Source organism: Streptomyces rapamycinicus NRRL 5491 (assembly GCF_024298965.1).
GTDB classification, from domain to species: domain Bacteria; phylum Actinomycetota; class Actinomycetes; order Streptomycetales; family Streptomycetaceae; genus Streptomyces; species Streptomyces rapamycinicus.
This window is the reverse complement of sequence record NZ_CP085193.1, coordinates 5,159,106-5,177,016: the sequence shown is the minus strand read 5'-3', so window position 1 is coordinate 5,177,016 and position 17,911 is coordinate 5,159,106. Positions and strand designations below refer to the sequence as shown.

At 70.5% G+C, this 17,911-nt stretch carries 19 protein-coding genes; 7 read left to right on the top strand and 12 right to left on the bottom strand.

Annotated features, from left to right (window positions below; all coding sequences use genetic code 11):
* Nucleotides 1-8: 8 nt before the first annotated feature.
* The 4 genes from LIV37_RS21395 to LIV37_RS21380 all read right to left on the bottom strand — a co-directional run bounded on the left by LIV37_RS21395 (nucleotide 9) and on the right by LIV37_RS21380 (nucleotide 3,605).
* On the bottom strand, nucleotides 9-1,148 hold the full coding sequence (locus LIV37_RS21395; RefSeq protein ID WP_121825347.1) for an ABC transporter permease: 1,140 nt from the start codon (nucleotides 1,146-1,148) through the stop codon (nucleotides 9-11).
* A gap of 62 nt (nucleotides 1,149-1,210) precedes the next feature.
* On the bottom strand, nucleotides 1,211-1,960 hold the full coding sequence (locus LIV37_RS21390; RefSeq protein WP_121824661.1) for an ABC transporter ATP-binding protein: 750 nt from the start codon (nucleotides 1,958-1,960) through the stop codon (nucleotides 1,211-1,213).
* The gene (locus LIV37_RS21385) at nucleotides 1,957-3,021 is read right to left on the bottom strand and encodes an efflux RND transporter periplasmic adaptor subunit (RefSeq protein ID WP_020869202.1); all 1,065 of its coding nucleotides are present in this window, start codon (nucleotides 3,019-3,021) and stop codon (nucleotides 1,957-1,959) included. Before LIV37_RS21385 ends, LIV37_RS21390 begins: the two co-directional genes overlap by 4 nt.
* Nucleotides 3,018-3,605 (bottom strand): hypothetical protein, encoded by a 588-nt coding sequence (locus tag LIV37_RS21380; RefSeq protein WP_020869201.1) that lies wholly within the window; start codon nucleotides 3,603-3,605, stop codon nucleotides 3,018-3,020. The genes LIV37_RS21385 and LIV37_RS21380 overlap by 4 nt, the downstream gene beginning before the upstream one ends.
* A 201-nt stretch (nucleotides 3,606-3,806) precedes the next feature.
* Between LIV37_RS21380 and LIV37_RS21375 the strand changes: the two genes are divergently transcribed.
* Both LIV37_RS21375 and LIV37_RS21370 read left to right on the top strand, forming a co-directional pair.
* Complete coding sequence (locus LIV37_RS21375) at nucleotides 3,807-4,493, top strand: response regulator transcription factor (protein WP_020869200.1); 687 nt, start codon at nucleotides 3,807-3,809, stop codon at nucleotides 4,491-4,493.
* Between the two features lie 26 nt (nucleotides 4,494-4,519).
* Nucleotides 4,520-5,725, top strand: coding sequence for a sensor histidine kinase (locus LIV37_RS21370; protein ID WP_243146309.1), 1,206 nt, complete (start codon nucleotides 4,520-4,522; stop codon nucleotides 5,723-5,725).
* A gap of 2 nt (nucleotides 5,726-5,727) precedes the next feature.
* On the opposite strand, the gene LIV37_RS21365 is transcribed toward LIV37_RS21370, so the two are convergent.
* Nucleotides 5,728-6,585, bottom strand: a complete 858-nt coding sequence (locus LIV37_RS21365) for a polysaccharide deacetylase family protein (RefSeq protein ID WP_020869198.1) — start codon at nucleotides 6,583-6,585, stop codon at nucleotides 5,728-5,730.
* Between the two features lie 185 nt (nucleotides 6,586-6,770).
* On the opposite strand from LIV37_RS21365, the gene LIV37_RS21360 reads away from it, so the two are divergent.
* On the top strand, nucleotides 6,771-7,484 hold the full coding sequence (locus LIV37_RS21360; RefSeq protein WP_020869197.1) for a hypothetical protein: 714 nt from the start codon (nucleotides 6,771-6,773) through the stop codon (nucleotides 7,482-7,484).
* On the opposite strand, the gene LIV37_RS21355 is transcribed toward LIV37_RS21360, so the two are convergent.
* The 4 genes from LIV37_RS21355 to LIV37_RS21340 all read right to left on the bottom strand — a co-directional run bounded on the left by LIV37_RS21355 (nucleotide 7,433) and on the right by LIV37_RS21340 (nucleotide 9,822).
* A complete protein-coding gene (locus tag LIV37_RS21355; protein WP_121824662.1) occupies nucleotides 7,433-7,774 on the bottom strand; it encodes a hypothetical protein in 342 nt (113 codons plus the stop codon). The genes LIV37_RS21360 and LIV37_RS21355 overlap by 52 nt on opposite strands.
* A 100-nt stretch (nucleotides 7,775-7,874) precedes the next feature.
* Complete coding sequence (locus LIV37_RS21350) at nucleotides 7,875-8,696, bottom strand: arylamine N-acetyltransferase family protein (RefSeq protein WP_121825349.1); 822 nt, start codon at nucleotides 8,694-8,696, stop codon at nucleotides 7,875-7,877.
* A 51-nt stretch (nucleotides 8,697-8,747) separates the two neighbouring features.
* Nucleotides 8,748-8,960 carry a DUF397 domain-containing protein gene (locus LIV37_RS21345; RefSeq protein WP_020869194.1) on the bottom strand — a complete coding sequence of 71 codons (213 nt, stop codon included), beginning with the start codon at nucleotides 8,958-8,960 and terminating at the stop codon, nucleotides 8,748-8,750.
* A gap of 10 nt (nucleotides 8,961-8,970) precedes the next feature.
* Entirely contained in the window at nucleotides 8,971-9,822 is an 852-nt protein-coding gene (locus LIV37_RS21340) for a Scr1 family TA system antitoxin-like transcriptional regulator (protein ID WP_121824663.1), read from the bottom strand.
* A gap of 189 nt (nucleotides 9,823-10,011) precedes the next feature.
* Here LIV37_RS21340 and LIV37_RS21335 point away from each other — a divergent pair, with 189 nt between their 5' ends.
* Entirely contained in the window at nucleotides 10,012-10,479 is a 468-nt protein-coding gene (locus LIV37_RS21335) for an ATP-binding protein (protein ID WP_020869192.1), read from the top strand.
* Here the strand turns inward: LIV37_RS21335 and LIV37_RS21330 are convergent.
* Nucleotides 10,476-11,888, bottom strand: coding sequence for an acyltransferase (locus tag LIV37_RS21330; protein ID WP_020869191.1), 1,413 nt, complete (start codon nucleotides 11,886-11,888; stop codon nucleotides 10,476-10,478). The two genes, LIV37_RS21335 and LIV37_RS21330, sit on opposite strands and share 4 nt — an antisense overlap.
* Nucleotides 11,889-12,396: 508 nt before the next feature.
* Nucleotides 12,397-13,617: a class I SAM-dependent methyltransferase gene (locus LIV37_RS21325; protein WP_020869190.1), complete on the bottom strand. Its 1,221-nt coding sequence runs from the start codon at nucleotides 13,615-13,617 to the stop codon at nucleotides 12,397-12,399.
* Between the two features lie 77 nt (nucleotides 13,618-13,694).
* On the opposite strand from LIV37_RS21325, the gene LIV37_RS21320 reads away from it, so the two are divergent.
* The 3 genes from LIV37_RS21320 (at nucleotide 13,695) to groL (ending at nucleotide 17,040) form a co-directional block, all read left to right on the top strand.
* Nucleotides 13,695-14,780: a polysaccharide deacetylase family protein gene (locus LIV37_RS21320; protein WP_243146185.1), complete on the top strand. Its 1,086-nt coding sequence runs from the start codon at nucleotides 13,695-13,697 to the stop codon at nucleotides 14,778-14,780.
* 231 nt (nucleotides 14,781-15,011) lie between these two features.
* The gene (gene groES / locus LIV37_RS21315; RefSeq protein ID WP_014054228.1) at nucleotides 15,012-15,320 is read left to right on the top strand and encodes a co-chaperone GroES; all 309 of its coding nucleotides are present in this window, start codon (nucleotides 15,012-15,014) and stop codon (nucleotides 15,318-15,320) included.
* A 94-nt stretch (nucleotides 15,321-15,414) separates the two neighbouring features.
* A complete protein-coding gene (gene groL, locus LIV37_RS21310) occupies nucleotides 15,415-17,040 on the top strand; it encodes a chaperonin GroEL (protein ID WP_020869188.1) in 1,626 nt (541 codons plus the stop codon).
* A gap of 87 nt (nucleotides 17,041-17,127) precedes the next feature.
* On the opposite strand, the gene LIV37_RS21305 is transcribed toward groL, so the two are convergent.
* Complete coding sequence (locus LIV37_RS21305) at nucleotides 17,128-17,901, bottom strand: SDR family NAD(P)-dependent oxidoreductase (protein WP_121824666.1); 774 nt, start codon at nucleotides 17,899-17,901, stop codon at nucleotides 17,128-17,130.
* Nucleotides 17,902-17,911: the final 10 nt, after the last annotated feature.

Here is a 17,911-nt window from a genome sequence, read left to right as displayed (position 1 = left end):
CGCCTGGATCAGGTCGCGTGGAGCGCGAGGGTCGGGGACAGATGGGAGGCGCGGACCGCCGGGTAGAGGCCCGCGAGGGTGCCGATGACGAGGGTGGCGCCGAAACCGCCGCCGATCGTCCACGGCGGGATCACCCAGGGAATGCCGTTGCCGGCCGCGTAGCCGCCGGTGACGGCGGCGCCCAGGAGGATGCCGACGAGACCGCCGAGTCCGGACAGCAGCAGCGACTCGGTGACGAACTGGCCCCGGATCTGACCTCGGGTCGCGCCGATGGAGCGGCGCAGGCCGATCTCGTAGCGGCGCTCCAGCACTGAGATGATCATGGTGTTGGCGACGCCGACGCCGCCGACCAGGAGGGCCACCCCGCCGAGTCCGAGCAGCAGGTTGCTGAAGGCGCCCTCGGCGGCGGCCTTGGCCTGGAGCCCGGACGACGGGTCGGTGACCTCGACGTTATGGGGCGTTTGGGGGTCGACCGTTCGCGGGATCAGGCTGTGGACCGGTTCCACCCTGCCGTCGGCGGAGCGTTCGTAGATCGTGGTCGGCCGGCCGTCGAAGCCGAGTCGTGTCCGTCCGACCTCCCAGCCGACCAGGGCGGAGCGGGCGATCTCGGGGGCCAACGGCAGTTCGTCGAGGACGCCGAGGACGGTGAAGTACTCGTCGTCGATGTAGACCCGCTGGCCGGGCTCGGTGATGCCGAGGCGCCGAGCCGCGACATCGCCGAGCACCACCGAGGGGTACTTGCCGGTGGCCGCGTTGAGCCAGGTGCCGCTGCGCATGCTGCCCCGCAGGGTGGTCAGCAGGTCCTCGGTGGCGCTCTGGACCGAGATACCGCCGGTGATCATGTCGTCGATCTTCTCCGACCGGCGGACGGTGTGATCCAGCAGACCGGTGGCGCCGACGTGCTCGACGCCGTCGATCCGGGCCACCCTGCCTGCCGCGTCCTCGGCCATCGGCGCCGGCTTCTGGGTGACCAGATCCGTGCCGGGGGTGACGACCAGCATGTTCGTGCCGAGCTTGTCGAGTTCCCGCAGGAGGTTCTCCTTGCTGGAGGCGGAGATGCCGACCACCGAGATCATCGTCGCGATACCGATGGCGATCCCGAGAGCGGACAGCACCACGCGCATCGGGCGGTTGCGCATCCCGGCCATCCCGGTGTGCAGGATGTCCAGCGGGGTCAGACGGGCCGGTTTGAGCACCGGCCCCCGCCGCCTCACCGGGCCTCGCTCGGTACGTGGCCGGGGGTACCCGCGTGGCCATGGCCGTGAGCGGTGTCCTGGACGATGCCGCCGTCGCGGATCCGCACCTGCCGGGGCAGACGGGCGGCGATCTCGGTGTCGTGGGTGATGACCGCGATGGTCGCGCCCTCCTCGTTGAGTTCGTGGATGAGTTCCACGACGGCCTCGCCGGAGGCGGAGTCCAGCGCGCCGGTCGGCTCGTCGGCGAGGAGCAGATCGGGCTCGCCCACGACCGCACGGGCGATGGCGACCCGCTGCTTCTGACCGCCGGACAACTCATGCGGCCGGTGGTTCAGCCGGTCGCCGAGGCCGACCCGTTCCAGGGTCTCAACCGCGCGCCTGCGGCGTTCGGCGCGCGGCAGACCGGAGTAGAGCAGCCCCTCGGCGACGTTGGCCTGCGCGCTCATGCCCGGTACGAGGTGGAACGCCTGGAAGACGAAGCCGATGTGCTGGGCGCGCAGCGCGGACAGGCCGCGGTCGCCGAGCCCGGCCGCGCCATGGCCCGCGATGGTGACCGAACCGGCCGTAGGCTGGTCGAGGGTGCCCACGATGTGCAGCAGGGTCGACTTGCCCGACCCCGACGGGCCGACGATGGCCACCAGTTCGCCCCGGCCGATGGTCAGATCCACACCGCGCAGGGCCACGACCCCGCCCGGGTACTCCTTGGTCACACCCGTCAGCCGCACCACGGGTCCGGTCCGGGCTGCGTTGTCAGGGGCGGTCATGTCGTGGGCACCCCGACCCGCATACCGTCCCGCAGCCCGGCGCCGGAGACCTCGACCCGGCCTTGGGCGAACATGCCGAGCCGCACCTTGACCTCGTGTGCCTTGCCGCCCACGACGACCTGGACGCCGAACGAGCCGTCCTCCAGAGCGAGCAGGGCGCTGACCGGAACGCTGAGCACGTCCTTGCGGGTCCGGCCGGTGAACCTGACGGTGGCGGGGGACTTGTCGACACCCTCCACCGCGCCGGGATCGTCGAAGGTGACGGTGACGCCGACCTTCGGGGTCTTGTCGTCCGGGTCGTCCCCCGTCGTGGCGACCTCGCCCACGGAGGAGACCGTCCCGTCGGCGACGGTTCCGTCGGGCAACTCCACCCGCACCTTGTGGTCCGGCTTGGCCAGCGCGGCCTCGGAGACCTTGACCTCGAGGCGTACGACCCGGTCGGAACCGGTGGTGGTCATGATCTTCTGGCCCGGCGCCGCCACGTCGCCGACCGACGCGTTCACGCTCTGCACCCGCAGTGGGCCGGACGCGAAGGCGATCTGGTCGGATCCGATCCGGCCGGTCTCCTTCAGCCCGTGGTCCTCCTGCCAGCGTTCGACGGCCGCGGTCGTGCCCGCGGTGAACTCGTCGTCGGCCACGAGGGCGCCGCCGTACCCGAGCTCGACGAGGTTCTCCTTCAACTGCTTGACGTCGGTGCCCGTGTCGCCCTTCTTCAGCGTCCGGTACATCGGCTCGCTCCCGTACATCAGGCGTATGTCCTTGCCGTCCAGGGCGTACAGACGGCCGTCCCGCTTGACGGTGGAGCCGCTGCGGGCCACCCGGGTGAGGGTGCCGGACGCCCCGGCGTTCAGCTTGCGTTCCTGGGAGTAGCCGAGCGTGCCGTCGACGCTGGTGCTGCTGGTCAGGTCGCCGCGCTCGACGGGTTGTGTTGTCGCGGGCAGCTGGGACCGCCGCGGCCCGGATTCGTCCTTCTGCGGCTGGGCCAGTCCCGTCACGGCGACGCCGCCGCCGATGACGGCCGCGACCGCCACCAGCGATCCGACGATGGCTGCCCGCCTCATGCCGCGCACTCGTTGAGGGCCTTGAGGAACTTGTCGGGGTCGGCTCCCTTCGGGATCCGGAAGCCCTTGTTGCCCCCGTCGGGGCCGGGCTTCGGGTCGGGCATGTCGAAGCCCTTGCCCCGCACGCACTCGGCGATCTTGACCTGCTGGTCGAGCGAGTCCTGCTGGTCGGCGGCGCCGCCGGAGCCGCCCCCGGCCATGCCGGAGCCGCAGTCCTTGAGCGCCTTGGACCACTTCTCCGCGGATGTGCCCTCCGGCTGCCCGAGCGTCGCCGAGTGCGGGTCCTCGCCGGGCTTGAGGTCGGGAACGTCGATGCCCTTGTCCCGCAGGCACGTGCGCAGCTTCTGGGCCTTGTCGAAAGCGGCCGAGTCCGAGCCCGAGCCGCCCGAGCCGCCCGAGCCGCCCGAGCCGCCCGAGCCGCCCGAGCCGCCCGAGCCGCCGGACCCGCCCGAAGCGGCGGAGTCCTCGGACGAGGCCGAGTCCTTGGACCCGCCGGAGTCGGACGAGCCGGAGCAGCCGGTCAAGGACAGGGCCAGACCGGCCACGGTGGCCGCCAGGGTCAGGGTGAGCCTGTGGTTCCGCACGGTTCTCTCTCCTCGTGAACGAGTCGCCGCACCGTGCTGCGCACCGTGCGGCGACCGCGTGGTTGCGGACAGCTCGGAGAGTGATCGATGGGGCTGTTTCGTTTCTCTTACAGACGCGTGGGCGCCCCGCCCGCCACCGCGGGGCGGCATCGCGGACACGTGTAACAACGGCGAAAGGCGCCCGTCGGGTAGACAGGGGCCATGCGTGTTCTGGTGGTGGAAGACAACGCGTTCCTCGCCGAGATGATCGCCGACGGTATGCGTCGCGACGCGATCACGGTCGACATCGCTCTCGACGGAGTCAGCGCTCTGCGCAAGCTCCAGTTCGGCGACTACGACGTCCTCGTACTCGATCGCGACCTTCCCGGTATGCACGGCGACGAGGTGTGCCGCCGCCTGGTCGCCGAGGGCCTGCTCACCCGGGTGCTGATGCTCACCGCCTCGGTGACCGTTCCCGAGCGGGTGGCGGGGCTGAGCCTCGGCGCCGACGACTACCTCACCAAGCCGTTCGCCTACGAGGAGTTGCTCGCCCGCGTGCTCGCGCTCGGCCGCCGCGTCCAGCCCGCGCTGCCACCGGTGATCGAGCGTGCCGGGATCACCCTGGACACCGCCCGCCGGCAGGCCGACCGGGACGGCGTGGCGCTCTCCCTGACCCGCAAGGAGTTCGCCGTCCTCGAAACGCTGATGCGCGCGAACGGCGCCGTCGTCAGCGGCGAGGACCTCATCGAGAAGGTGTGGGAGGAGAACGCCGGGTACGACACCAACCCCGTGCGCGTCGCCCTGAGCCGCCTGCGCACCAAGCTCGGCGGCCCGCCGGTGATCGAGACCGTACCCGGCGCCGGATACCGGATCGCCCCCACCCCGGGTTCCAGGCGGGCCGGGCGATGACGCGCCGCCTGCTTCCCATGACCGCGATGACGCGCCGACCGCTTCCCATGACCGCGATGGTGCGCCGACTGCTTCCCACCACGGAGCGGGCCCGTCTCACCGCCCTCTACGGAGGGCTCCTGCTGCTGGCCGGAGGCGTCCTGGCCGGTGTCATCTACGCACTCGTCCAGGACGACCTGGACGCACGTTTCGGCAGGGCGGTCACCCCCGTGCCGCGCGGGCCGCGGATGAACCCCGACGAAGTCCCTCCCGGCTCCGTACGGGGGGACGAGTACACCGTCGTCCCGGCGAACGAGGTGGGCGAGGCGGCCAGGACACGGACGGTGGCGGCCCTCACCGCCACCACCCTCAGCCGCCTGCTGACCGTCTCGGGCGTCGCGCTCGGCGTCTTCGCGGTGCTCTCGCTCTTCCTGGCCTGGTGGATGGCGGGCCGGGTGCTGCGCCCGGTCGGTGTCATCACCGCCACCGCGCGCAAGCTCTCCGGGGAGAACCTCCACCAGCGCATCGACCTCAAGGGGCCGCCCGGGGAGCTCAAGGCGCTGGCCGACACCTTCGATCAGATGCTGGGCCGGCTGGAGCAGCTGGTGACGGCCCAGCAGCGGTTCGCGGCGAACGCCGCGCACGAGCTGCGCACACCGCTGGCCGTCCAGCGGGCCGCCGCCGAGATCGGCCTGGCCGACGCCGACCCCGAACGCGTGGCGTGGATCCGGGCCGAGCTGATCAAGGCCGCGGACAGCAGCGAAAGACTCATCGAGTCGCTTCTCCTGCTCGCCGCCACCGACCAGGGCGTCCAGCGCCGCGAGGACGTCGAGATGAACGAGACGGTCGCGGTGGTCACCGCCGGGTTCTCCGACGAGGCCCGCGAAAGGGCGATCACCGTCACGACCACCGTGGAGCCGCTGAGGGTTCCGGGCGACCCGGTCCTGCTCGCCCATCTGGTCCGCAATCTCGTCGCCAACGCGGTGGCGTACAACCACCAGGGCGGCCGCGTCCGCGTCCAGCTCACCGGCCGGGTACTGCGGGTCTCCAACACCGGCCCGGAGATCCCCGCGGACACCGTCCACCGGCTCTTCGAACCGTTCCGCCGTCTGAACGAGCGCACGCACACCGCTGGGGAAGGCGCCGGACTCGGCCTGTCCATCGTCGCGTCCATCGCGCGGGCCCACGGCGCCGAGGCCACCGCGGACGCCAACCCGGACGGCGGCCTCTCGGTCAGCGTCCGCTTCCCATGACGTCACGCCGTCCGGGCGTAATGGTCGGCGATCTCGTCGCTGGTCGTCACCCACACCCCGGGGTGGTTCACCACGTACTCCAGCGCCTGGTCCACGTACCTGTGCCGGAAGGGCTGGTTGATCACGAACGGGTGCAGCACGAGTGACATCACCCGCCCGCTGCCGGCCGAGTCCGCGTAGAGCTGGTCGAGTTGGTCCTTGACGATGCGGACGAACTCCGGCCCGCTGGGGCTCTTGCCGACGAAGAGCTGGATGTCGTTGACCTCGATCGAATACGGCACGCTCAGCATGCCCGGCACGTTCAGCCGGTACGGCTGGTCGTCGTTGGCCCAGTCCAGTACGTACCGCAGCCCCAGCTCGGCCAGGAGCTCCGGCGTGCGGAAGGTCTCGGTCAGGGCCGGTCCCAGCCAGCCGCGCGGCCTGCGGCCGGTGGCCTTCTCGACGGTGCCGATCACCTCGGTGAGGTAGGCGCGCTCCTCCTCGGGCGACATGTCCGCCTGGAGGATCGAGTTGTTCTTGCCGTGCGCCGCCCACACCCAGTTCCGCTCCCGCCCGGCCCGGATGATCTGGGGGTAGCGCTCGGCGACATCCGAGTTGAGCATCACGCTCGCCCGCACCTGGTGCCGGTCCAGGCTCTCGATCAGCCGCCAGATCCCGACCCGGGGCCCGTAGTCCCGCCACCCGTAGTTCAGCGGATCGGGCGCCAGCGCCCTGGTGTCGGGGAAGATACTGGTGGAGGGGCGGTCAACTTCGTAGTGCTCGACGTTCAGCCCGACGTAGAAGGCCACCCGGGCGCCGTCGGGCCAGTGGATCGGGGCGCGTTCGACGATGGGGCTGTAGTCGAAGAGCTGGTTGTCCATCAGGGCTCACCTCATCTGTACGGCTCGGCTGTGCGGCGGTTCGGCTCCGCTCGATGGACATCGTGAAACCCTCACACAAGTGAGAAGGTCAAGTGACCTGCCCTCGTGAGCTGAGAGACTGCGTCGGCGTACACCGCAGTGCCCTGTATGCCCTGCATGCCCTGCGTGCCATGAGGAAGGACGCCATGACGCCGCCCAACGAGCTTCCGCCACCGCCGCCCGCCCCGGACGAGCGGCCGTGGAAGGACCGCGCCGGGTTGCTCGATGAGCGCGCGCGGGCGATGGGGGCGCTGGCGCGGTGGTACCTGGCACCGCACCGGGCGCTGCTGCTGTGGCTGTCCACGCTCGTCTTCGCGCTGGGGTGGAGCCTCGCGGTCTCGGGGTTCCAGTTCCTGGTGAAGGGCGAGATCATCGAGCACGTCCTGGGCATGATCTTCCTGGGTCTCGCCCTGGGCGCCACGGTCCCCTCCAGCCTCGGGGTGGCCTCCGGCATCCGGCGCGACGTCTTCGTGGGCGCGTGCCTCCGCGACTGGGCGGAACTGGAGCGCGACCCCCAGTCGCTGCCGCACTGGCGGGTCTCCGGCGGCGCTCTCCTGTGGCTGGGCCCGTCCATCGTGCTCACCTGCCTGGGGCTGGCGCTGGGCGGGTTCGCGGTCTTCTCGGACGTCGGCACGGAGAGCGTCGGCACGGTCGCCGGTATCGGCCTGGTCTTCGTGGCCGCCGGTGCGCTCGGCATGGCCAAGGCGATCGACTACTACCGCCTGGTCAGCCGCGAACTCCGCCCCCTCCGCCCCGACACCGGCGGTCCGGACGCCCGCCGTCCGGACGCCCCCCGTCCGGACTCCGGCTACGGCTTCTCCGAGGACGGCCTCTCCGACGACGGCTTCTGCAGTGACTGAAAGCGGGTCCGCAGCTCCTCGTACCGTTCCCCGGGGGTCTCCCCGTGCTCCTTGGCAACCTCCTCGATACGGGTCAGCAGCTGCCTGACCCGCACGGCGTCCGTATAGGCGTCGCGCTCCAGCTTCTTGTACGCGGCGGCGGCCGGGCCCTTGTGGTCGTCGGGGTCCACCGACTGCCTCAAATGGCCGAGACGCTCGATCTGTTCCTCGAGGTAACTGAGCATTCCCTCAAGGTCTTTGATGAGATCCGACAGATCCTGGTCCGATACGGACAGTTTGTCTTTACCCATGTTCCATCCGTCCCTGCCACCCTCCCATCGGCCCATTAGCGGGATGATCGTGCCATGACCGGGGCCGGTGTGGAGAGTCACACGGGTAACTCCTGTGCCGTCAGTCCGGCAGGACCGTGCCCGGGGGCAGTTCGATGCCGAAGTCGGCGGCGAGAACGCGCAGCACCTGGCCGTTGTCGGCGAGTTCGCGCTCCTTACGGCTGCCGTCGGAGCAGGTCTCGACGAGAGTCCGCCCGGACAGGAGGAGATGGCGGTCCAGGGCGGTGCGCTGGACGTGGAGGGTGTGCTGGAAGGGCGAGCGCGGGTTGGTGGCGACGTGCCAGTTGATGACCCCGTAGTCGGACGCCTCGAACGGCTCGCGGGTGAAGGCGTACTGGTCCTGCCAGGAGCCGTCGAGGAACGCCTGGAACACCCACAGGTCCTCCAGCCCCTCCGGGTACGGCTCGCGGACATAGCGGTGGCGGCGGCTGCCGTCGTGGAACTCGGTGCCGGCGACGAGCGGCACGGCCTCCAGGAGGCCGCCGACGCTGCCGAAGCCCACATCGGCCACGTACCGCCGCTCCTCGCCCGGGATCCCGACCCGCAGCAGCATGTGCGTGCGCGGACGGACCATTCCGGGGGCGGCTCCGACCCGGACCCGGGCGGTGAGGCCGGTGACACGGAAGCCGAGGGCGGTGAGGGCGGCGGTCAGCAGCGTGTTGTGCTCATAGCAGTAACCGCCGCGCCGGCCGCGGACCAGCTTGGCCTCGAGGTCGGGGACGGCGAGGGAGGGGGCCGAGCCGAGCAGGGGGTCGAGGTTCTCGAACGGTATGGACGTGAGGTGCGCCCGGTGCACCGCCCGCAGCGTCTCCACGGTGGGGGCGGGGCGACGGTCGCCCGCCCAGCCGATACGCGTCAGATAGGCGTCGAGGTCAAGGGCGATACGGGCTGGTTCCATACTGCCGACCGTAACTCGGGATCCCTCGTGGATCTGTTACGTCTCCGGCACCGCCGCGAGGTGATCGAGCGCACCCGCCTTGATCGACTGGAGCAGGGCTCCCAGCCTCGCGGGGCTCGTGGTGAGGACCGTACGGGGGTCGTCGCTCTCGCGGAGGGCGACGGTGGTGCCTATGGAGGCGAGCTCTATGCAGGAGTTCCCGTCCCCCGCGCCGGAGTACGACGACTTACGCCAGTTGATCTCGGACATTCCTTCGCCCTCACATCTGTTGAACGGTCTCGCGGATGAAGTCACGTGACTCCTTCTCGGACAAAGCCAGCTCTTCGGTCCGGTCCATGACCGCCCGGTAGTTCAGAAGCTGGGACTCCCCGTCGAGGAACGCCGCGTCCTGCGCGACGTCGAGTTGAACGGTATCCAACTGCGGCACCGGACCTGTGGCGTAGGTGACGGAGATACCTGCGAGGTGGAAACCCCCGGCCGCGATCGGGACGACCCGGACGGAGACGTTCGGGCGCTCCGAGGACTCCAGCAGGCTGTCGAGCTGCGCGCACAGCACGCGCTGATCGCCGAACCGTACGCGGAGCGCGGTCTCGTGCATGATGAATGTGCAGGATGGCGGCTGGTCCCGATCCAGGATGTCCCGGCGCTTCATGCGGTGCGAGAGCCTTCGGCGGAGCTCCGTCGGCGACCAGCCGGGGACGGCTGTGCTCAGTACCGACCGGGCGTAGTCCTCGGTCTGCAGAAGCCCTGGGACGTGCATCAGCTCGACGACCCGCAGGCTCGTGGCGAAGTACTCCAGTTCCGCCAGATCCAGACCGGCGGCGCCGAGCGTCCCCCGGTACTCCTCCCACCACCCGCGCTTGCGCTCGGTCGCCATCGCGACCAGCGCCTCGACGTACGCCGCGTCCGGGCAGGCGTAGTTGGCGGCGAGTGTGCGTACGCGCTCCTCGCTGACGCCGAATCGGGCCAGCTCCATATTGGTGACGTGCGAGCGGTTCGTGCCCAGCCGGTCGGCCGCTTCCTGGATGGTGAGACCCGCGTGCTCGCGCATCCTCCGAAGCTCCGTGCCAAGTCGGCGCTGACGTGCCGTGATGGTGGTCCTCGAAGCCATGCCTGCCTTCCTCGTGGGTCGTCACCCAGTGTGGCGTGTGACCACGAATGGGTCTATCTACTCACTAATTTCGGCGATCTGGTGGCACTAGTTAGGTGTCGACCTCTACCGTAGGTGTCGTTGCCGCTACTGCGCGTTGATCGCCGTAACGGTACGCGCGCTGTCGGCCCCTTCACAGGGAGTTGCCCCATGGATTCCGATCACGAGTCCGACGACCGTCCCCCACGCCGCCCGCCCGTTCCCTCCAGGGATCCGTACGTCTACACCCTGCAGAGCAGTCGGCACGCGACCTCCGCCAAGGTCTGCCGGGACTTCGTCGCCTGCGTCCTGAACTCCGTGGGGCAGGAGGAACTGGTCGACACGGCGACGCTGTGCACCTCGGAGCTGGCCACCAACGCCTTTCTGCACGCCGAGGGCGACTCCGTGATGCTGCGCGTGGTGATCGAACCGCCCCGCTTCCGCGTCCTGGTCTACGACGCCTCCGCCGAGCTCCCCACCGCCGCGTGCCTCCCCGCGGGGGACCGCCTCCACGGCCGTGGCCTCGGGCTGGTGGCGGCCCTGGCCGACGCGTGGGGGACGGCGGAGGGGGACGCGGTGGGCATGTACGCCAAGGGGGTCTGGTTCGAACTCGCGGGCAAGGAGGAGGACGAGGCTTAACCGGCCGCGGCGAAGGTCAGCGGAAATGCCTCGCCGGAATCCGCGTAACGGTGGAACCGCCCGACCCAGGACGGCTCCTGAAGGGCCCGGACCTGGGTGCGGGGCAGCGCGATGTGCACATCGCGGCCGCCGTCCTGGTCGGCCGGGGTCGGCGCGATATGCACGGTCCAGGGAATGGGGATGAGGGAGAAGTCGTACCAGAACGGGGCGCCCTGCCCGAAGTCGATGCGATAGAAGGGCAGCTTCGACCAGTTGTTGATCGCGATGGTGTTGTCGAACGCGTTCAGGCCCATGGTGGACATGACCCGCTTGAGGCGCCCCGCGTCGCGCTCGGCGCACAGGAACGCCGCTTCCTCGCGGATTCGCTCCTCCGTGTTCTCGGCATAGCCCGCGCGGATCGCCGCGGCGACCTCGCCGAGCGGGCGGGAGCGGAGTTCGGCGGCGGTCATTCCGGGCCGGGTGTTGGTGACGGCGTTGCCCCAGTAGTCATCCGGTACGTCCGCGCCGACGAACGAACGGAAGTCGGCGATGAGGCCGAGCCTTTCCTCGCTCGCATCGGGTCGGTCGCGCAATGCGCCGAGCACTTTCCACAGATGGGCGGTGAGCGCGTCATTGGTCGACACCCACCGGTCCGTGCCCGCCAGGTCGGCCATCGCGGCGTCCTTCATGGCGGTCAGCTCGGCGCCGGTGAAGCGGGTGGTCACCGTCGTCACACTGCCGAGGCTGCCCCGCAGGACGCGCCCCACGAAGGCGGTCTTCTGGCCGCGCCCGGTGACCGTGAGATGGGCACCGCCCGTCAGGCCACCCGTAAGGGCGTCACCGGAGGCCGAGGCGGCGAGCGTGTCGATGACCCCGCGGTCATGGCTGGGCTTGGCGTATCCGAGGCCCCGGTGCTCGTGCGACCAGGCCTCCAGGAAACTCATATAGCTGTATCCGTCGCCCACGGCGTGGTTCATCGTGAGCCCCAGGATGGAGCCGCCGCCTTTCATCTGGGTGAGCTTCACCGTGAAAAGCGGCGTATCGCGGTCCACCACCCAGAACGGCATGGCGTGACTGAGATGGCGGTTCAGTTCCTTTTTCGCCGTGTGACGGGGCCCGTAGTCCGGCATGGGCACGGATGCGTGCGCCTCGACGAAGCGCACGCCCGAGTCGTCGCAGAGCACACTGAGACCGCCGTCGGGGTCCTTCTTCATGCGGCCCGAAAGGACGGGGAAGTTACGCAGTGTCCGGCCGAGGGAGGCGCGCAGCGCCTCGCCGTCGAGCGTCTCCCGGTAGAAAAAGGCGCGGGGCGTGTAGACCGTGCCGATGAGCATGTCGTAGACGCTCAGCCGTATGCGGTCACCGGTCGCCTCTCCGGCACACACGGTGAACGATCGCTTGGCGTCGCTCTCGGCGGCGGAAGCCGTCATACTCACACGCTCTTTCGTCGGGCCCAAACGCGCTGTCACGTCGACGCGTTGCCGTAACTCCCGACGCGTTGACCGTAACCCTCGAGGTGTTGACCGTAACCCCCGGGGCGCGAGGCCCCTCATGAAGTGGAATCGGATTTAGGGAATTCCCCACCGTGCTCGGCGGATCTTTCCCCCACCCCGCAGCTCGCCGCAGGCGGCACGCCGCGGCGGGCACGCCGACGCGGCGGATGACCGGGCGGACGCCCGCGCGTATCCGGGTCGCCCGGCCGGGGTCCGGACGGAGCCCCCGGCTTTGCCCCGCCCCTGGACCCCGGGGCTAGGTGCCGACCGTCGGCGCGATCGGCTCACCGGCCGGGGTCTGGGGCGGGGTCCCAGTTTCGGGAAGGGGCGGGGTGGGGAACGCCCGCCGCAGGTGACGCCCGCGCGTATCCGCGGCGCCCGGCCGGGGCCCGGGGCGGTCCCCCCCCACGCGGCGGAGCCGCATATCGGTGCCGCGGGGAGGGGATCAGCCCGCCGCAGGCGTCACCGAGCCGCCGGACAGGGCCTGGGCCGGGTGGCCCAGCAGCATCGTGGGGGAGCCCGCCGAACGCGTCAGCACGATCGTGCAGGCGTTCCCCCCTTCGAGCCGCAGCTTCTTGCGCAGCTGCTCCGGCTCGACCGCCGAACCGCGCTTCTTGATGGTCGCGACGCCGACCTCCCGCTCCCGCAGCAGCGCCTTGAGCTTCTTCAGGTTGAACGGCAGCACATCCGTGATCTCGTACGCGGTCGCGAACGGCGTCGGGCGCAGTTCGTCCGTCGTGATGTAGGCGATCGTCGGGTCGATCAGACGGCCGCCGACACGGGCCGCGACATCGGCCACGAGATGGGCGCGGATGACGGCGCCGTCCGGTTCGTAGAGCCAGCGGCCGACCGCGCCGGGCTCGGGGTCGGGGAGGTGCGGGGTGCCGATGAGGGAGTGGCCGCTCGGCAGCAGCGTGGCGCGGCGCAGCCCGGGGCGGGCGGTGCCGAACCACAGGACGGCCTCCTTCACATGGCCGTGGTCCGAGATCCACTCGGCCTCCGCGTCCTCGGGGACCGCCTCGTGCGGCACGCCGGGGGCGATCTTGAGGGCGGCGCGCGGAGTGGTGCGGGCGGCCTCGATGGCCCAGGAGAGGGGCGGGGAGTACGCCTCGGGGTCGAAGACGCGGCCCCGGCCGCCGCGCCGGGCCGGGTCGACGAAGACCGCGTCGAAGTCCCGGGTGTCGACCTCGGTGACATCGGCGCAGCGGACCTCGATGAGCTCGGCCAGGCCGAGCGCCTCGGCGTTGGCGCGGGTGACGGCGCAGGTCAGCGGGTCGCGATCGACGGCGAGTACGGAGATCCCGGCGCGGGCGAGCGCGATCGCGTCGCCGCCGATGCCGCAGCACAGATCGGCCATGCGGCGGACGCCGAACTCCGCGAAGCGGGAGGCGCGGTACGCGGCCACGGAGGTGCGGGTGGACTGCTCGACGCCGTTCGGCGTGAAGTACATGCGGTGCGCGTCCTCGGGGCCGAATTTGGCCACTGCCCGCTGCCGCAGCGTGGCCTGGGTCAGGGCCGCCGAGACCAGCGCCGGGGGATGGTCGCGGCGCAGCCGCGTCGCGGTGGCGAGTTCCTTCGCCGGGTCGTAGTCGCGGAGCGCGGAGAGCAGCGCCTGCCCCTCGTCGCCGAGCAGTGAGTCGAAGGCGTCAACGTCCACATGGCCCATTCTCCCCGCTCCCGCGAGCGCATTCGCCCGCGCACGGCGCGCATATGCGCCCCCTCGGGCCGAAGATCGCTTATGTGATGATGATCAAGACTGGTTTTCCTCGCTGTCTGGTTCTCGTCGGCGCGGCGGCCGTGCTCACGGCCTGCGGATCCCTCGCCGCCGCCCCCGAGCCGCACACCGGCTCCCGCCACGGCGCTCCCATGCCACCGGCCTCCCTCGCCGCCCGGCTGGACGACCCGCCCTCGGCGGCGTCGCGGCCGCCGTCCGGACGGGAGCCGGAGCAGCGGCCACCGGAGTCGTCCGGGCCGGGGTACGAGGGTTACGAGGGAGACGAGGGTTACGAGGGTGACGACGGAGGGGCCGAGGGCGGCCGGGCCCAGGACGGCCGGGCCCAGGCCGTGTCGCCCTCCGGCGACGCCCCGGCGTCCGCCCCGCCCGCCGGGCCGCCCGGCTCGGCCCTGACGGGCGCGTCCGACGCCTACCGCCGCTGGGGGCTGGACCGGCCGCTGGCGCGGCCCCCGGCCCCGCCCGACGTCAAGCCCGCGCTCGGGCGGTCGGGGCCGCAGCAGTGGGGGCTGCCGCCGATCGTGCGGCGGGTGCCGACCGATCGGCGGGTGGTCTTCGTGACGATCGACGACGGGATCGAGAAGGACCCGCGCTTCGTGGAGCAGGCCCGCGAGCTCGGGCTGCCGTTCACCGGGTTCCTGACGGACAACGTGATCGGGACCCACTACGACTACTTCGACCAGTTGCGCCTGCTCGGCAACCCCATGGAGAACCACACCCTGACCCATCCCAGCCTGGCCGGTATGGCCTACGACGACCAGGTGCGGGAGATCTGCGGCCAGCGCGACATCCTGTGGCACCGCTTCGGTCAACAGCCGAAGCTCTTCCGTCCCCCTTTCGGGGAGTACGACGACACGACCCTGCGGGCGGCGTCCTTCTGCGGGGTGCGGACGGTGGTGCTGTGGCGCGCCGAGATGGAGACCCACGGGCTGGCCTACCGCTCCGGCGATCATCTGCTGCCGGGGGACATCGTGCTCGCGCACTTCCGGGGGCCGGAGCAGCTCGAGGGCCAGTCGATGACCGAGTGGATCACGGGGCTGGTGCGGGCGATCCAGGCCCAGGGCTTCACGATCGGACGGCTGGAGGACTACGTATGAGGGCCCTCCGCGGGACGGCCCCGGAGAGAGCCGCGCGGAGCCCGCCACCACGTCGCTTGGCACTCTAGTTGACTGAGTGCTAACCGCGTCATAATGTCGAGGCTGGCACTCGGGACCGATGAGTGCCAGGTATACAGCGACGGGCAGGTCCGGCACCCGCGACGACGGATCCACCTGGTCGCCACCTCAGACAGTTGACCCCGTGAGATCTCCGAAGGGGGAGGTCGGATCGTGACGACCACCAGCTCCAAGGTTGCCATCAAGCCGCTCGAGGACCGCATTGTGGTCCAGCCGCTCGACGCCGAGCAGACCACGGCTTCGGGCCTGGTCATTCCGGACACCGCCAAGGAAAAGCCCCAGGAGGGCGTCGTCCTGGCCGTGGGCCCGGGCCGCTTCGAGGACGGCAAGCGCCTTCCGCTCGACGTCTCCGTCGGTGACGTCGTGCTCTACAGCAAGTACGGCGGCACCGAGGTGAAGTACAGCGGCGAGGAGTACCTCGTCCTCTCGGCTCGCGACGTTCTCGCGATCGTCGAGAAGTAATCACCGAAGTTTTGCCTATGAGCCGTGCCCCGGTGCCCGTGTCATCTGAAACCGGGGTCGGGGCACGGCTTGTTTGAGAGGACATACGCAACTCATGGCGAAGATCCTGAAGTTCGATGAGGACGCCCGTCGCGCCCTCGAGCGCGGCGTCAACAAGCTCGCGGACACCGTCAAGGTGACCATCGGCCCCCGTGGCCGCAATGTCGTCATCGACAAGAAGTTCGGTGCCCCCACCATCACCAACGACGGTGTCACGATCGCCCGTGAGGTCGAGGTCGAGGACCCGTACGAGAACCTTGGCGCTCAGCTCGTCAAGGAGGTGGCGACCAAGACCAACGACATCGCGGGTGACGGCACCACCACCGCCACCGTGCTGGCCCAGGCGCTCGTCCGCGAGGGCCTGAAGAACGTGGCCGCCGGTGCCTCCCCGGCCGCCCTGAAGAAGGGCATCGACGCGGCGGTCAAGGCCGTCTCGGACGACCTGCTGGCCACCGCCCGCCCGATCGACGAGAAGTCCGACATCGCCGCCGTGGCCGGCCTGTCCGCGCAGGACAAGCAGGTCGGCGAGCTGATCGCCGAGGCGATGGACAAGGTCGGCAAGGACGGTGTCATCACCGTCGAGGAGTCCAACACCTTCGGTCTGGAGCTCGACTTCACCGAGGGCATGGCCTTCGACAAGGGCTACCTCTCCCCGTACATGGTCACCGACCAGGAGCGGATGGAGGCCGTCCTCGACGACCCGTACATCCTGATCCACCAGGGCAAGATCTCCTCCATCCAGGACCTGCTGCCGCTCCTGGAGAAGATCATCCAGGCCAACGCCAGCAAGCCGCTGCTGATCATCGCCGAGGACGTGGAGGGCGAGGCCCTCTCCACCCTCGTCGTGAACAAGATCCGCGGCACCTTCAACGCCGTCGCGGTGAAGGCCCCGGGCTTCGGTGACCGCCGTAAGGCCATGCTCGGCGACATCGCCACCCTTACGGGCGGCACCGTCATCGCCGAGGAGGTCGGTCTCAAGATCGACCAGGTCGGTCTGGACGTGCTGGGCACCGCCCGCCGCGTGACCGTCACCAAGGACGACACCACGATCGTCGACGGTGGCGGCAAGAGCGACGAGGTTACCGGCCGCGTCAACCAGATCAAGGCCGAGATCGAGTCCACGGACTCCGACTGGGACCGCGAGAAGCTGCAGGAGCGGCTCGCGAAGCTGGCCGGCGGCGTGTGCGTGATCCGCGTGGGCGCGGCCACCGAGGTCGAGCTCAAGGAGAAGAAGCACCGCCTGGAGGACGCCATCTCCGCGACCCGCGCCGCGGTCGAGGAGGGCATCGTCTCCGGTGGTGGCTCCGCGCTGGTCCACGCCGCGAAGGTGCTGGAGAACAGCCTGGGTCTGCAGGGCGACGAGGCCACCGGTGTCGCCGTGGTCCGCCGCGCCGCGGTCGAGCCGCTGCGCTGGATCGCCGAGAACGCCGGTCTCGAGGGCTACGTGATCACCTCGAAGGTCGCCGAGCTCGAGAAGGGCCACGGCTACAACGCGGCCACCGAGGAGTACGGCGACCTGGTGAAGGCCGGCGTCATCGACCCGGTCAAGGTCACCCGCTCCGCGCTGGAGAACGCGGCGTCGATCGCCTCGCTGCTGCTCACCACCGAGACCCTGGTGGTCGAGAAGCCGGCCGAGGAAGAGGCCGAGGCCGCGGGCCACGGCCACGGTCACGCGCACTGACGCGCCGGCGTTCTGCCATAAGCAGCGCGAAGGCGCGGCCGCCCGACGGGCGGCCGCGCCTTCGTGTGTTCCGGTTCCGCCGGACGGCTACCCCTTCGCCGGGGGGCGGCCGACCTTGGAGGAGATGGAGGAGAGGGCCGAGCGCGGGGCCAGCTTCGCCAGGCTCGACATCGCCTTGTAGCGCGGGTCCGGGATGGACAGCGACTTGCCCCGGGCGAAATCCTTCAGCGCCGCCGTGACCAGCCGGTCCGGGTCCAGCCACATCCAGCTCGGCACGCTGGTGTCCTTGATCCCCGCCCGCGCGTGGAACTCCGTACGGACGAACCCCGGGCACAGCGCCATCAGCCGCACCCCCGAGCTGGCCAGGTCCTTCGCCGCGCCCTGCGTGAACTGCACGACCCACGCCTTGCTCGCCCCGTACGTCCCGCGCGGGAAGAAGGCCGCGACCGACGCCACATTGATCACCCCGCCGCGCCCCCGGTCCCGCATCGTCGTGGCCCCCGCGCTGGTCAGCCGCAGCACCGCCTCGCAGTGCAGCTTCAGCATCCGCAGCTCATCGGCGATCGGCACATCCAGATAGCGGGCGCGGTTGCCGAAACCGGCGTTGTTGACGAGCAGATCGACCGGGTGAGTACGGTCCTTCAGCCGGGCCTCGACCGCAGCGATCCCGTCATCCTCGGAGAGGTCCGCCACCAGCACGTCCGCCTCCACGCCGTGCCGGTCGTGGAGATCCGCCGCCTGCTCCCGCAGCCGCTTCTCGTCGCGTGCGACGAGCACCAGATTGTGCCCGTCGGCGGCGAGCCGGCCCGCGAAGGCGGCGCCGATGCCCGCGGTGGTTCCGGTAATCAATGCAGTCGTCATACGCGCACGT

Coding starts and splice junctions, on each gene's coding strand:
- LIV37_RS21320 (WP_243146185.1), top strand. CDS start 13,695: ATGATGATCAAGACTGGTTTTCCTCGCTGTCTGGTTCTCGTCGGCGCG.
- LIV37_RS21305 (WP_121824666.1), bottom strand. CDS start 17,901: ATGACGACTGCATTGATTACCGGAACCACCGCGGGCATCGGCGCCGCC.
- LIV37_RS21345 (WP_020869194.1), bottom strand. CDS start 8,960: ATGTCCGAGATCAACTGGCGTAAGTCGTCGTACTCCGGCGCGGGGGAC.
- LIV37_RS21330 (WP_020869191.1), bottom strand. CDS start 11,888: ATGACGGCTTCCGCCGCCGAGAGCGACGCCAAGCGATCGTTCACCGTG.
- LIV37_RS21355 (WP_121824662.1), bottom strand. CDS start 7,774: ATGGGTAAAGACAAACTGTCCGTATCGGACCAGGATCTGTCGGATCTC.
- LIV37_RS21390 (WP_121824661.1), bottom strand. CDS start 1,960: ATGACCGCCCCTGACAACGCAGCCCGGACCGGACCCGTGGTGCGGCTG.
- LIV37_RS21385 (WP_020869202.1), bottom strand. CDS start 3,021: ATGAGGCGGGCAGCCATCGTCGGATCGCTGGTGGCGGTCGCGGCCGTC.
- LIV37_RS21370 (WP_243146309.1), top strand. CDS start 4,520: ATGACGCGCCGACCGCTTCCCATGACCGCGATGGTGCGCCGACTGCTT.
- LIV37_RS21375 (WP_020869200.1), top strand. CDS start 3,807: ATGCGTGTTCTGGTGGTGGAAGACAACGCGTTCCTCGCCGAGATGATC.
- LIV37_RS21335 (WP_020869192.1), top strand. CDS start 10,012: ATGGATTCCGATCACGAGTCCGACGACCGTCCCCCACGCCGCCCGCCC.
- LIV37_RS21360 (WP_020869197.1), top strand. CDS start 6,771: ATGACGCCGCCCAACGAGCTTCCGCCACCGCCGCCCGCCCCGGACGAG.
- LIV37_RS21340 (WP_121824663.1), bottom strand. CDS start 9,822: ATGGCTTCGAGGACCACCATCACGGCACGTCAGCGCCGACTTGGCACG.
- LIV37_RS21365 (WP_020869198.1), bottom strand. CDS start 6,585: ATGGACAACCAGCTCTTCGACTACAGCCCCATCGTCGAACGCGCCCCG.
- LIV37_RS21395 (WP_121825347.1), bottom strand. CDS start 1,148: ATGGCCGGGATGCGCAACCGCCCGATGCGCGTGGTGCTGTCCGCTCTC.
- groL (WP_020869188.1), top strand. CDS start 15,415: ATGGCGAAGATCCTGAAGTTCGATGAGGACGCCCGTCGCGCCCTCGAG.
- LIV37_RS21325 (WP_020869190.1), bottom strand. CDS start 13,617: ATGGGCCATGTGGACGTTGACGCCTTCGACTCACTGCTCGGCGACGAG.